The 14,844-nt window shown below is 41.4% G+C and carries 10 protein-coding genes; 4 read left to right on the forward strand and 6 right to left on the reverse strand.

Annotation, left to right across the window (positions count from 1 at the left end; all coding sequences use genetic code 11):
- Nucleotides 1–15: 15 nt before the first annotated feature.
- From AC04Q1_RS07500 to AC04Q1_RS07520, 5 genes are all read right to left on the reverse strand, one after another.
- Nucleotides 16–1,902, reverse strand: a complete 1,887-nt coding sequence (locus tag AC04Q1_RS07500; protein ID WP_478363308.1) for a RagB/SusD family nutrient uptake outer membrane protein — start codon at nt 1,900–1,902, stop codon at nt 16–18.
- A 14-nt stretch (nt 1,903–1,916) separates the two neighbouring features.
- Complete coding sequence (locus AC04Q1_RS07505) at nt 1,917–5,063, reverse strand: SusC/RagA family TonB-linked outer membrane protein (protein WP_478363310.1); 3,147 nt, start codon at nt 5,061–5,063, stop codon at nt 1,917–1,919.
- A 30-nt stretch (nt 5,064–5,093) separates the two neighbouring features.
- A complete protein-coding gene (locus AC04Q1_RS07510; protein WP_478363312.1) occupies nt 5,094–6,014 on the reverse strand; it encodes a ferritin-like domain-containing protein in 921 nt (306 codons plus the stop codon).
- An 11-nt stretch (nt 6,015–6,025) separates the two neighbouring features.
- A complete protein-coding gene (locus tag AC04Q1_RS07515) occupies nt 6,026–6,748 on the reverse strand; it encodes a ferritin-like domain-containing protein (RefSeq protein WP_478363314.1) in 723 nt (240 codons plus the stop codon).
- 379 nt (nt 6,749–7,127) lie between these two features.
- Nucleotides 7,128–8,069, reverse strand: a complete 942-nt coding sequence (locus AC04Q1_RS07520) for an ROK family protein (protein WP_478363315.1) — start codon at nt 8,067–8,069, stop codon at nt 7,128–7,130.
- A 209-nt stretch (nt 8,070–8,278) separates the two neighbouring features.
- On the opposite strand from AC04Q1_RS07520, the gene AC04Q1_RS07525 reads away from it, so the two are divergent.
- The 4 genes from AC04Q1_RS07525 to AC04Q1_RS07540 all read left to right on the forward strand — a co-directional run bounded on the left by AC04Q1_RS07525 (nt 8,279) and on the right by AC04Q1_RS07540 (nt 13,745).
- The gene (locus tag AC04Q1_RS07525) at nt 8,279–8,737 is read left to right on the forward strand and encodes a hypothetical protein (protein WP_478363317.1); all 459 of its coding nucleotides are present in this window, start codon (nt 8,279–8,281) and stop codon (nt 8,735–8,737) included.
- Nucleotides 8,697–9,818 carry a glycoside hydrolase family 88 protein gene (locus tag AC04Q1_RS07530; RefSeq protein ID WP_478363319.1) on the forward strand — a complete coding sequence of 374 codons (1,122 nt, stop codon included), beginning with the start codon at nt 8,697–8,699 and terminating at the stop codon, nt 9,816–9,818. The genes AC04Q1_RS07525 and AC04Q1_RS07530 overlap by 41 nt, the downstream gene beginning before the upstream one ends.
- A 42-nt stretch (nt 9,819–9,860) precedes the next feature.
- Complete coding sequence (gene hepC, locus AC04Q1_RS07535) at nt 9,861–11,876, forward strand: heparin-sulfate lyase HepC (RefSeq protein WP_478363320.1); 2,016 nt, start codon at nt 9,861–9,863, stop codon at nt 11,874–11,876.
- Between the two features lie 306 nt (nt 11,877–12,182).
- On the forward strand, nt 12,183–13,745 hold the full coding sequence (locus AC04Q1_RS07540; RefSeq protein ID WP_478363322.1) for a heparin lyase I family protein: 1,563 nt from the start codon (nt 12,183–12,185) through the stop codon (nt 13,743–13,745).
- A gap of 105 nt (nt 13,746–13,850) precedes the next feature.
- Here AC04Q1_RS07540 and AC04Q1_RS07545 read toward each other — a convergent pair whose 3' ends face one another.
- Nucleotides 13,851–14,750, reverse strand: a complete 900-nt coding sequence (locus AC04Q1_RS07545; RefSeq protein ID WP_478363324.1) for an alkaline phosphatase family protein — start codon at nt 14,748–14,750, stop codon at nt 13,851–13,853.
- Nucleotides 14,751–14,844 lie beyond the last annotated feature (94 nt).

Below are 14,844 nucleotides of genomic sequence, written 5' to 3' on the forward strand. Positions count from 1 at the left end.
AATTAATTATAGAAGCTAATATCCGGGATTTTGAATCAATTTATTATTGTAATCTCTTTCCCTTTGAGGAATTGGGTATAACTCACTTTTACCATCTTTAAAATTAGTTCCTGCAATATATGGGTAATTGGCACGGTACGCCTTTAATGCAGCTTCAGTTGCGCGAAGGCTCGAACCTAATATATTCCAACGCATTAAATCGTATTTTCTTAAGCCTTCAAAGCACAACTCTAATGCACGCTCATTTTTAAGCACAGTAAAAAAATCAGCCTTATTCAATCCCGTAGGAATCTGTGTATCCACAATTTCGGCAGTTGCCGTAGCGCCTGTACCCCCACCACCGGTAATGGTTATGGTAGGTGCCGAGGTATAATTGGCACCAAAGTTAGTTACTTTAATGCCCACTACCGCACCAGCAGTAACGGCCCCAGTGGTGGGATTTGTTACGGCACTAATGGTAGCTGTAGCCGTAGCACCCGTTCCGCCACCGCCGGTAATACTTACCGTTGGAACAGTAGTAAAGCCACTGCCTTGCGCACCCAGTTTAACATTTATGATCTGTTTTCCAAAAATATCAGCAGAAAACGCTCTTTTTCTTATCTGGTTAATCGCATCATAGGCTGCCGCATTTGGCCCTTCATTTAATTCGTTTTCAGCTTCCGCGCGCATCAGCAACACATCGGCATAACGCAATACTACATAATTAATGTCGGTATTGTTCAAATCTTTTGGCGGCAATGCCTGATATTCCCTACGCCATTTACCCGGCGAAAAGTTATTATCTGCCGCTGCAGCATACTCCAGGAACTGGCCAGTTGCATTGATCTGGTAAGTAGCTACCGAAACATCTTTACGTAAATCGCCTGAACTATACATATTCCTGAATAAAGGTGTTGTTTTTACGTAGGAATTGGTTCGGCCATAAGTACTGATAGCAGCTGATAATGGTGCATTCCACTGGCCAATAACACCCGAATTTGCCGTTCCTCCCGTGATATTATAAAAAGCTACCTCAAACATGCTTTCGAAAGGATCGATTTTCAACTGGCATTGGTTTCTGAAAAACTGTTCGAAACTCGGATTTAGTGAATATACGTTGGCATCCATAATATCTTTGGTCTGTTTTTGGGCAATGGCATAAAAATCCTTATAATTTGCAGGCCTTTCCATCTGTCCATTTTGTTGCAGGGCATAACCACCTGCAAACAAGGCTACACGTGCAAGCATTCCCTTTACCCCCATCTTGCTGATGCGTTCATCAGCGGTTTTACCATCGGGCAATAAATCAATGGCCTCAGTCATGTCTTTGATGATTTGATTGTATACCTCGGCTGTGGTATTTTTAGGAATGCGCAATTCATCATTAGAATGTGTTGGTGTTAATTTAAGCGGGACCCCACCAAATAACCTCACCAATTCTGCGTAGTAAAAACCACGCAAAAACTTAGCTTCGCCTAAATACCGGTTTAATATTTTACGTTGCGATCCATCCGTATAGATCCCCATTTGTGGAATTTTCTCAATCACCAGGTTTGCCCTGTTAATCCCATCATAATAGGTTTGCCAGGTTGATTGCATATATACGGCCTCGGCGGTGATCACATAATGTGCGATACCCCGGAAATCGGTTGTCAATATATCTCTTACCTGCGCAATGTCATTATCGTTTTCGTACAGAATTGATGAATAAAAACCCAATGTATTGCCATTACTCATACTTTCATAAACGCCTAATGTTGCCAAATTGGCTTCATCAGCAGTGGTAAAGAACTGATCTGCATCAAAAACAGATTTTGGTTCTTCAGTAAGTGTTTTTTTGCAAGCGGTTAAATTACTGAGTAGTACAACTACAGCTAAACATTTAAATAAGCTTGCGATATGATATTTTAATTTCGTTTTCATAATCGGATATTCTGTTACAATGAAACATTTAAACCAGCTACAAAGTACCTGCTACGGGGATAACCGCCAAAATCTACCCCTGGTGTTAAGCCACCTGTTTTGTTTGTGCTTACTTCGGGGTCGTAACCAGAATAGTTATCGAATACCTGAAGGTTATAACCGGTAAGGTATACACGAACATTACTTAATTTTACTTTAGAAATCCATGTTTTTGGCAGGGTATAACCCAAACTAATGTTGTTGATCCGCAAAAAGGAACCATTCTCCACCATTTGATCAAAAAGGCGGGGTGTGGTACCATAACCATCAAATTTAGGGATCGTTTTGCCTTTGTTGGCTTCGGCCAATACCATTGGAGTTGTTAAGGCATTTCCGTTTCCATCGATAGTCGTCCACCTATCTTTAAAATAAGCCAATGTATTTACGTTAGCACTTACATTGGTACTCATCTGCAACCTGTTGGCATTGTATACATCGCCTCCGGTGGCCCAGTTGATGAAGACGCTCAGATCAAAACCCTTGTAAGAGAAAGTATTGTTAAAACCACCAATAAAATTAGGGATCCCATTTCCGATTACTGTTCTGTCTGACGGGTTGATTACTCCATCGCCATTTAAATCAACAAGTTTTAAAAAGCCCGGCTGGGCAGCATAGTTTACATCAACAGGGATACCTGGTTTTAGGGTATAGGTATTATTGGTAGGGTTATAATTAAAATCGTTTACCTGGTAAACGCCATTCGACCGGTAGCCGTACATCTGACCAAGTGCACTGCCTACCTGCACCAGATAATCGGTTTGGGTAGCCCAGCTGTTGCTTAATCTAAAATCCTCCCCATTGCTTAGCGCCAATACCTTATTCTTATTTACCGACATCGTAAGGGTACTGTTCCATAAAAAATTGCTGGTTTTTACGTTTACGGTATTCAATGTAAGCTCCAAACCCTTATTGGATGTAGCCCCTATATTTAAAAACTGACTGGCAAAACCGCTGGTGTAAGGAATCTGGGTATTTAATAGCAAATCTTTGGTGCGGTTATCATAGGCTTCGATGGTCAGGGCAATCCTTTGTTTAAAGAAACCCAGATCCAAACCCACATTAAAAGATTTTGTAGTTTCCCATTTTAAATCTTTGTTTTCGATGTTGTTGGGATACACCGTAATGTTGTTGGTATTGTTTAATGGATAATTTCCTGTGGCCAACTGGCTCAGCATTAAATAATTTGGAATACGGTTGTTACCTGATGTACCATAACTTAAGCGGACCTTCGCATCGGAAAGGAATTTTATATCCTTTAAAAAGGACTCATTAATGGCTCTCCAGGCAAAAGCAGCTGAAGGAAAGTAGCCCCATTTGTTATTATCGCCAAATTTAGATGAACCATCTGCCCTAACTGTCGCATTGAACAGGTACTTATCCTTATACGAATAACTTACGCGAGAAAAAAATGAAAGCATACTTTCGGCTTCAGATAATGAGGTAGGTATACCTGGTGTGGTACCGAGAGAAATATTATCCAAACCCAAGTTCACACCTGGAAACCGGCTATTGCTGGCACTAAAAGCTTCTCTGGAGGTATACAATTGCTCCTGCCCCACCAGCACAGAAACCTTGTGGTTTTTATTGAATGTATTATCATATGAAACTGTGTTGCTATAGTTCCATCCATTAATATCCGTTTGTGTTAATGAGCCAAATGCACCGCCACTTCTTTTGGCAAGAATATTACGTGTATCATAAAACAATTTATCCTTGGTACCCGATATCCGACCTGATACCAAACCCCGATAAGTGAAGTGATCAGCAAAAGTATAATCGATAGATGTATTGATATTTAAAGTTCTGTTTAAAGATTCCTGCAAAATTGATTCTGCATTTGTTTTTGGATTTTGTAAGGGGATTTGATTCACATCTACGGTAGGATCGCTATCCAGATTGGCAAAATCCTCATCGCTTAAACCGATACCACTGGTAGGCCTGTACTGAAAAAAACTGATTAAAGTATTTAAACGGTCAGTACCACTGCGGGTGCTCGAACCTGTTGTTTTTTGATCACTGTAATTAACAATAGCGGCTAACTTAATTTTTTTATTGATGTTATGCAGGATATTTAACTTGGCCACATTTTTTATCGAACCACCAGGTTGTATAATGCCCTGATCGTTGTTATTGGAGTAGAACAAGTTAAAACGGGTTTCACCCTGGCCACCAGCGATACTAAACTTATGGTATTGTGTATTTACCCAATCGCCAAACATTTCATCCTGCCAGTTGATACCTGCTCTGTTATCATATAAAGAATGATAATCTGAAAATTTGCCAAACGTATTTTCAACACCTGCTAAAAGGGCAGGGCTGTTTAAAAAACGTTCGTATACCAGAACATTAAAATCGTAGGGATTAAGTACAGGAATAAATTTATTGGCTTTTTTGGCACCGTAGTACATATCATAGCCGATGGTTAATTTACCTGGTTTTAATTGTTTAGTGGTAACCAAAATTACGCCATTCGCACCCCTGGCGCCATAAATTGCGGTAGCCGAAGCATCTTTTAACACATCGATGCTTTCCACATCACCTGGATCCAAAAAATTAATTCCATCAGTTTGCGGCACACCGTCTATTACATAAAGGGGCTCGTTGCTTTGCGTAATCGATCCGCCCCCACGCAAGGTAATTGAAGGGCTCCCACCTGGTGAACCATCATCAGCAGCAACCTGCAAACCCGCCACCCGGCCAACCAAGGCAGAAGCAACATTTTGCACCGGACTTTTGGCCAGTTCAGTCCCCTTTACAGAAGAAATAGCACCCGTTAGATCCGACCGTTTCTGGGTACCATAACCCACCACCACCACTTCATTGAGGTTGTTCTCATCATCAACCAATTTAACATCGATGGTAGTTTTGTTTTTCACCAACTGCTCTACGGGTTTCGACCCCAGGTACGAAAACACCAAAGTGGCATTCGATTTCACCTTGATCTGGTAGCTACCATTGTTTGCTGATACCACTTTATTACTGGTTCCTTTTTCTGATATGGTGGTACCCGGCATCGGCTGATTTCCGCCATCGCGCACTACACCACTTACTGTGATCACTTCCTGCGCATAAAGCGTTTTAAAAGAGATGAACAATAAAAATATGAGTATGGTTCGTTTCATGTTTGTTTATTTAAAAGGTATATGTTACCTCTATTTTAGTTGAAATGCGGTTTTGATAAATAAATTGGCCGCTGTTTTTACGGTGGCAGTAAGCAGGTATTCATCAAAAGATTCAGATGCCGGTCCTGCGGTGATGTTGGTATTTCCACCAATACCAATAAGTTCTATACCCGCTTGTATGGTTTTGGTTTCCCTGTTCAATAAACCGGTATCGATATCGTATACCGGATTTAAAGGACCGATCATCGAATCGTTTCCGGTTAGCGGAAGCAAATCTGTTCCATCGGCATCATTTCTTCTAATGCTTACCCAGGGGCGCAGGTATTTAAGGGTAGTGATCTGCAATTTATTGACCATCAGTCGTAACTGTGCCGAATGACGGGCCTCTACCGTTTGTATGCGCGCAACAGTTGCGAGTGCAGGTGTACCTATTAAGGAAACCAGTTGTCCTTTATAAGCACGCTCACCCAAATCTTCCATGACTACAGCGGTTCTTAAAAATGTACCGTAATTGGTGGTTACATTGGCATTAACCCGGGTATAGTCGAAATTGGCATAAGGCATTAGCGCCCGGGCTGTTCCGCCCAAATCGGTAACCGCTTTGGTTAATACATTAATATGAGCCTGTTCCTGATCCCGCAGGGTAGTAATAATGGGTTTGTCGGCATCGGGTATTAAATTTGGTGTTGTAGTAAGTGCATTATCATAAAACTGAAACTGCATATAAGCCAAAGCTAAAACCAGATTTAACGAATCTACCGTAGCATTATTGGCTGTTGTTTGTCCATATGCTTTTTGGAACATAGTGCCTAATGTTAAAGGCAAGGCAGCTAAGGAGATTTTTTTTCCAAGCCTGAAAAAATGCTGCAATGCGTTACGCCTTGGACCCAATCCTTCATAAACCACTCCATCTGCTTTTTCTATCTCTTTTAGGATATTTAAAATATTCATATTCATTCAGTTTATAGATTGATTACGTTCAGTTTCGTTTTGATATATTCTGAGGCCTGATCTAAAACTTTACCTGGTGAAAGGGTAACATCAAGCCCGTTGGCAGCGTCTGCCCCCAAAACACTCAATCCGTTTAGGTCGGCAAAGCTCAGTGCATCTACCTGACTGCGGATAAAAGCCGCGTGGCGTGCTTCGACGGTAGCTACCTGACTTAAAATGATCAGGTTATAATCATTTTTACATCTGGTAATGGCATCGTTATAAGCTGCAACACCTAAATCTTCAAAGGTTTTGGCTAGGCTTAATACAGCAACTGAATCGCCAAAATTAATGCCCGAAAAATCTACCGCTAAGCTTCCTATAGCGGCAGTTCCCAATATTCTTTTAAAAAACTCACGGTGTGCAATTTCGTGCAGTTTGATATCATTAAAAAATAAAACCTGTGTGGGGGTAAAAACGGCTGGCAAACTTTCTGCGGCTTTAATATAGAAGGCGGCTTCTAGTTGTTCTAAAGCATAAATGTAATTTAGCAGGCCGGTATCATCCTTAAAATCAATTGTATTGTCTGTATTGATGTAGGCTGCTTCAAATTCGGCAGGTTTGTCTTTTTTACAGCCGACCAGTCCAACTGCCAAAGCAGAAGCACCTGCAAATTGCAGGAACTGTCTTCGTTGTATGGTTTTAACCAAAAGAGAATCTTTTTCGGCTAAGCTTTTAGGGTTATTCTTAGTCATTTTGTTAGTTGGTTATAATCTTGGTTAGTTTGTGTGCTCATTCGGGAATTAACTGGGGAGATTAATTTATTCCACCTATCTTTCCTGATCAATAACAGAAACGAATTTAGTGTTCGGGAAAGAAAAAGAGTTTCAAATTTGTTTAAAATACTATCAAATTTGAGTAAACATGGCTATAAGGGCTAATTTAAAGTCAATTAGGGCACATTTCACCCTTTATTCAAACCGAAAGACCACCAAGTCTTCCAAAGAATAATGATGCATTTTCCATTTTTACGTAAAGAAGATCCTACAACATTTTAAATAAAAAGGGTGCTCTGGTTTTAGAACACCCTTATCAATTTATAAAAAGACCGTTAAATAACGTCTCAACTAAATGCTATTTCGCAACATAGTCAAATGCTTTAAATTTTTGAAAAACATTTGCAGCGCAACCTAATAAACCAGCTTTGTTGCCCAGGTTGGCAGCAACCACTAAACCACTGGCCAATGAAATCGGTACTGCAAGGGTTTTGATCCTTCTTTCAATTTCTCTAACATAAAAAGCGCCCGACTCACTGATACCGCCACCAATTACAATTTTTTGCGGACTAAAAATATTTATAAAACTGATAATCCCCGTCGCCAGATAATCGAAATGTGATTCCATCGCCTCTACGGCAAATTCTTCCCTGGCCAGGTATTTTTCTACCATATATTTCCCGTCAATTTCTTCGGGTGGGTTGGGATGGATAGATTTATAATGATTAAGCAGGGCTGTTACCGAAGCATAGGCTTCTAAACATCCACGGCCGCCACAGGCACAGGCTACACCTTTGTGTTCTACCACAATATGCCCCAGCTCTGTACCCCTGTTTCTAAATCCACCATACAGTTTGTTATCAATCATTACGGCTCCGCCAATACCAGTACCTACGGTAAGAAAAACTACATCACTGCTGTCTTTAGCCGCACCATAAGTCATTTCGCCAAGGCCCATTAAATTGGCATCGTTATCCATTACGATATTATAACGCGTTACTTCCTGCAGGATTTCGCCCAAAGCCAATTGTTTAAAGCCTGGCAGATTATCTGCACCGGCTATAATTTTGTTATTGTAAATAATCCCCGGGAACCCGATACCTACCCCAAGAATAGGATTTTTAAACTTTTTAGCACAGGTATTAATGGCTTCTACAATGAGTGCTATGATTGCCCCTTGCGTTTTCGCATTTTTTAGCGATACGATAATGGAATATAAAATTTCGCCATTTTGGTTTACCACCCCACACTTAAGTGAAGAGCCACCAACATCAATTCCGATAGCATACGATTGTTCCATGTTGAAATTATTTAAATTAACCATATACCGAACCTAGTTTAAATGTTTTTTGCATTGCTTTAATGAATATGTTTTTTATCGCCATAATTAGAACCTAAATATAAGTTAAAAATAGAATTTGAAGTATCCTTAAGCCTTAGATTTCAGCTTAAAACCTTTAAATATTGATTAAAAATGGGAATAAATTTTTAAGGATATACATTTTTTAGTTGAAAATGCTTGAACGCGTGAGGGATAGTAGCGAAAAGCCCACAGCGCAGCGAGGACTTGCAGCGAATAGCCCGACCCTTGCGCAGCTTGGGGCACGCCCAAATACCAATAAGCATCATAATCAAACAATAATAACCAATAATCAACAACCACAACTAACTACCTGTTTAAACTCAAATCCGGACAGTACTCAAGACTATTATCCATTAAAATGTGCTTTTAACCAAATTCAAAATATTTCTGGTAATAATCAAAAGTGTTTCTGTTTCCAGCCCCATAACTTCACTTTACAAAACAATTATCAAAGATTCAAACCACAACATGATGAAAAAAGCTTTTTGCTTAGTATTGCTTACAGTTACATTGATATTAAATGGTTATACCAGGGCAGTGCAACAAACCCCACCCCAAAACTGGTTGAAAAAAGCAACCGATGTAATTGCATTTCAGTTGAATAAAGCTGCCGTTACCTACAAACCAGGAAAAAACCCACGCTCTGTTAACCCGAATGGCACGGTAAGAACAGCAGGTGTAACCGATTGGACAACCGGATTTTTTCCGGGCAGTTTATGGTATGGATATGAGCTTACGGGAGATCAAAACCTGGCCAGAGAAGCTAAAAAATTTACGCTCGCACTCGACACTGTACGCAACATTACCAATTCGCACGATTTAGGATTTATGCTTTACTGTTCCTATGGCAATGCCTTTAGGATCACCGGCGATAAAACTTATTTACCTGTATTGGCTGATGGTGCGCAACATCTCTATAACCGTTTTAACCCTAAAGTAGGCGTAATCAAATCATGGGATTTTGCGTGGTGGCATTACCCGGTAATTATAGATAATATGATGAACCTGGAGTATTTGTATTGGGCAGGTAAGGAATTTAGAAAACCAGATTATATCAACGCAGCCAGTACCCATGCGGCCACGACCATGAAAAATCATTTCCGTAAAGATTTCAGCTCGTACCATGTGGTGGATTACGATCCTGCAACGGGCAAAGTATTGGCCAAAAGAACCCACCAGGGTGTTACCGACGAATCGGCCTGGGCACGCGGCCAGGGCTGGGGATTATATGGCTATACCATGTGTTATGCAAATACCAAAAACCCAGCTTTTTTAACACAGGCAGAAAACATTGCCAAATTTATCATGAACCATCCACGCATGCCAAAGGATAAAGTTCCGGTTTGGGATTTCGACGTCCATAATGCCATGGATACCGAAGAAAAGGCACCAAGAGATGCTTCGGCAGCCGCCGTAATCGCATCGGCTTTGCTGGATTTAAGTACCCAGGTGAAGGACGGCAAAAAATATGTTGATTATGCGGAAGACATTTTAAAATCGCTTTCTTCTGATGCCTACCTGGCCAATCCGGGAGAAAACCAATACTTTATACTGAAACATAGCGTTGGTGCTTTTTTATACAATTCGGAGATTGATACACCCCTGGATTATGCCGACTACTATTACCTGGAGGCTTTAAAACGTTATATAGCCATTAAAAAAATAGATCTAAAAATTGCCAGATAACCGGTTTAAAATAAAACAGATACAAACAATTGTTTAACGAAAATGAAACCGAAATTAATCTATAGCCTGCTGTTATCCGTATTTACGATGTTAAATGTAATGGCGCAGGAACAGCCCATCACCAAAGAAAGTTTTGCCGCGATCAACCTGAATTATCCCGGATTGGAAAAAGTAAAAAAGGCTTATATAGCATCCAAATACCAGGAGGCGGCACAAGCTTTACTGAATTATTACCGTGAAAAATCAGGCAAAAAAGAACCTGATTTTAGTAATGCAGAAAAATCGGTAGATATAAAAAGTCCTGTGGATAGATTCACTAAAATGGCAGCTGATAGTGCGCTCCTGCACCGTTTTCAGCCACAAAAGGGGTATGGCTTTTTTAATTATGGAAAAGACATCAACTGGCAGTATTGGCCCGTAAAAGACAACGAGGTGCGCTGGCAGCTACACCGTGTAAAATGGTGGCAATCGATGGCATTAACCTACAACAGCACCAGAAAAGATGAATATGCAAAAGAATGGATGCTTCAATTTGCAGATTGGGCAAAGAAAAATCCTTTCGGACTTTCGGAAGATAACGACAAATATGCATGGAGGCCTTTGGAGGTGTCGGACAGGCTGCAGAGCCTGGTGCCAACCTTTGCCATATTTGTAAATTCGGCACAGTTTACACCAGGCTTCCTCTTATATTTCCTGAAAAACTACCACGAACAGGCGAAGTATTTACCTGCACATTATGCCGCAGAAGGCAATCACCGCCTCTTTGAAGCCCAAAGGGAGCTGTTTGCCGGGGCTTCATTTCCTGAATTCACAGATGCCGCAGCATGGCGTAAAAGCGGCATCGAAGTGCTGAATGCAGAAATCAAAAAACAGGTATATCCAGATGGTGTACAATATGAACTATCACCCGTATACCATGCAGGTGCAATCGATATCTTTTTAAAGGCTTACCGCACGGCACAAAAAGCAGGGGTAGCAAACGAATTTCCGGTAAGTTACAAACAAACCGTAGAGAATATGGTTATGGCCTTTATCAGTATCACCTTTCCGAACTACAACCAACCCATGTTTGGCGATTCGTGGTTGGCCGATAAAAGTTTCAGGATGCAACAGTTCCAATCCTGGCTGGATGCATTTCCTAAAAACGAAGCCATCCGGTATTTTGCCACCGATGGAAAAGAAGGAAAAGTACCAGATTTTCTTTCAAAAGGCCTGAGTACTGCAGGCTTTTATACCTTTAGAAACGGATGGAGCAATGCATCTACCATCATGATCCTGAAGGCAAGTCCCCCGGGAGAATTTCATGCCCAGCCAGACAATGGCACCTTTGAACTTTGGGCAAACGGACGCAATTTTACACCCGATGCCGGATGTTTTGTATATAGTGGCGATGCAGGGATTACCAAAATGAGAGACTGGTACAGGCAAACGCGTGTACATAGCACACTTACCCTTGATGATCAGAACATGGTGATTACCAAAGCACGGCAAGATAAATGGTCGACTGCCTCATCCCAACCCGATCCTAAAGAAAAGGGAGTAAGCAAAATGGATATTTTAACCTACACCAACCCGAGTTATGCTGATTTGAACCACCAGCGCAGTGTATTGTTTATCGATCAAAAATACTTCCTCATTATCGATAAAGCCATTGGAAAAGCTACCGGCAATCTCGATATCCATTTTCAATTAAAAGAAGACAGCAAACCAGTATTCGATATGGCCGGCAACAGGGTTTACAGTACCTATGCAGATGGAAACAACCTTTTGATCCAGTCGCTGAATACGGATAAGGTGAGCCTGCACGAAGAAGAAGGAAAAGTATCTTATGCCTATCAGAAAGAACTGAAAAGACCGGCTTTTGCGTTCGAAAAACAAAAAAACAATGACCAGACACAGCAGTTTATCAGTGTGCTATATCCCTATAATGGCCACAAAGCACCAGAGATCAAGATCAAAGAAAATACCGGCAATGATTACGAAAAAGGCAATATTGATCTTTCGGTAAGCATTGATGGTAAAATGAGCGTGGTAAAAGCGGCGTTAATGGAATGGTAGGAAGCATCCGATTCCCCGCTGATTTACGCAGATTTTAAAAGTTCTTTATCAGCGCTCGCCAGCGTGAGGCCCGCCCGCCCGTAACGGATTAGAAGGAGATAGTCGGGCAAGGGATAGTAGCGAAAAGCCCACAGCAAGGAAGAATGACAAAGCGAGGACTTGTAGCAAATAGCCCGGCCCCTTGCGCAGCTTGAGGCCACGCCCAAATAAATAAGTGAAGATTGAATGAGAGAATGATAACCCAACCATAAAAAACAATATGAAATAAGAAAATACAATCAACCATCAACTAACCAAAAAAACCACATGAAAAAAAAGTCAGTTAACCTACAAAAGTATATGGCCCTTGCTGTATTACTTTTGGCTAGCGCCTGCAGTAAAATTCAAAATGGCCTGACCAGCCAGACTGAAACCGCAAAATTTTCCATTCCGAAAATGGCCCTTGGACCACAAGCCAACTTTAACTACAGGGATACGATTTTAAACGTAACCTACGAAAACGGAACACTCAACTCTGGCATTACGGGTATAAACCCCACCAATGCCGCTGCATCAGACGCTGCTTATATAGTATCGCCAGGTGCCACCACGCCAAATCATGCGATAGCACATAAAGTGGTATATGGCGATCCGGTTTATAATTCGGATGGCAATTGGCGAAGCGAGAGTGATGCCCAACAGATTGTTCCGGCGCGTTATTTCCCTGGCGATGAACGCCGTTATGAGTTTAGCGTCATGTTGAAGGACTGGCCGGTTTGGAACCAGGGCGACCCTACCAACGAAAGTAACCTGTTCCAGTTAAAAGTATCGGGTGGGGAAAATGTTCCGTTGATGATCCGTGCACAAAGAAACGTGATCAGACTCAGGTATCAGGATGTATCGGTAAAAGACATCCTGCCCGATGTGCATCCCTACGTTAATCAATGGATTCAGTTTAGAATAGACGTGCTCTGGGCCACCACCGCTACCGGCTATATGAGAATTTATATGAAACTACCAGGGCAGAGCGACTTTGCTTTGGTAGATTCTTCAAAAACAAACTACGCCACCTTCACCGGCAATGTTAGTGATGGAAACCTGGGCTACATTAAATGGGGATTATATGTGGTGCCACCCAACAGCACCCGCACCGTTTATCACGACGATATCCGGATCATCAATCTCAATCAGGCACCTACCACAACAGGCCTCATCTGGGGGAACAGCATAGCTGATGCAAACCCTGCATATCTGGATGGTCCATACACCATTACGTCTAATATCACCAATCCTACCGCTTACAATAATACGAGCCATGTTTATATTCATCCCAACATCAAATACCAGGCACCACAAAATATTGTGTATGTGAACAGCACCAGTCCGGCGCCAAACCCGGCTGATAATGTCGTAGGCACACCACGGTCTGATTTTTCGCGTACAACCTTAGCTGCAGCAGGATTATCCAGCGGTGCACCCGGTCCCGGCGGGCGATACCTGGTAGGTGGCTGGGTAAATGCAACATCAGCAACAACACCAACAGCCTTTGATCCAACAGAATATTACGAGCTTCATTTAGAACCCAAAAGCGGTTACTATTTTAACTTTAACGATATTAAATTTACGGTACTTAGGGGCGCTGCCACACATCCCAATACCTTTGTCCTCCGCTCTAGCCTGGATAATTTCGCTACCAATATTTCTGCTCCCGTAACAATTAGCGGCACGACTGCACCCACGTTGATATCATTCAATGCCTCAGCACTTAGCAATATCACTACCGCGGTTACTTTCAGGCTTTATGCTTACGGCGCTACTGCTACAAGCGGAAATACAAGTGTTGGTGTTAATGATTTTCAGGTGAACGGACAGGTGTTGCCTAATCCTTAAATTACACACCAGCAGATAGTTGAGCCAAGAATAATCATAAAAAGGGGTAATGGAATTTTCCATTACCCCTTTTTATAACCTAATGTAACAATGAGAACATTAAAACTATTTAAATACATTTTTTGGTACCGTTCCTGTCCATGAATCAGGCAGTTTAGTTATTCCAAAAATTTTCGCCAATACCAAACTTGTATTCTTGTTGCTGTTAAAACTGGTAGTTAAACCACCTTTTTTAATCTGCGGCCCGGTAATGGCCCAGGGTATCTGCATTTCGTTCATCGATATGCCACCATGACCCTTATTTATACCACCATGATCGGTAATCAATAAAATGTGCATGTCTTTATAAATTCCATCTGCCTTTAATTTTTCTATCAAAGCCCCTATTGCTACATCTGCCTGCTCAATGGCCGTAATATATTCCGGTGTCATCCAGCCAAAACCATGACCGGCATGATCGGTATGTACGCTATATAAGAAGGTAAGTGTAGGGTTTTGTTTGTTTTTGACCATAAAATCAAATGCTTTCTGGTAATTTTCCTTGTATCCATCCTTTTCTTCGAATGATACTTCATCAAGGTATTTTTGATTAATGGGATTGATCAGTTCTTTCCAATTGTAATAATAGGCCGTTTTAGCTGATGGTATTGTTTCCTTCAATACTTTAAAGATTGATGGATAGTAGCCGTCTTGATCGGTTTCTATCGGCTGTAGGGTATGTTTGGCCAATGTCCAGTCGTTGGCGGTGATGCCATGCTCCTCTGGTCCCGAGCCCGTTAGGTGGCTCGTCCAATTGGGTAATGTAACCGATGGCATTACCGGGCGGGTAGTTAATGAAAGTATGCCATCGGCAAATAGTTTATCCAGGTTAGGGTGTTTCGCTGTTTGATAGCCCTCGGCACTAAAACCGTCAAGCCCTAAAATTAACACGTGTGCTTTACGTTGGGCCATTGCCGATAATGACAGTAGGGATAACACCATCATTTTAAAAAAAACTTTTCTCATAAATAAATCTCTTGTTGTAAAATTGGTATGTAAATTAAATCATAGAAAATCAAAGCGAAGCCTGTAACACCACTCAAAACCTAACCAAAACGCT

Source organism: Pedobacter humicola (assembly GCF_056490705.1).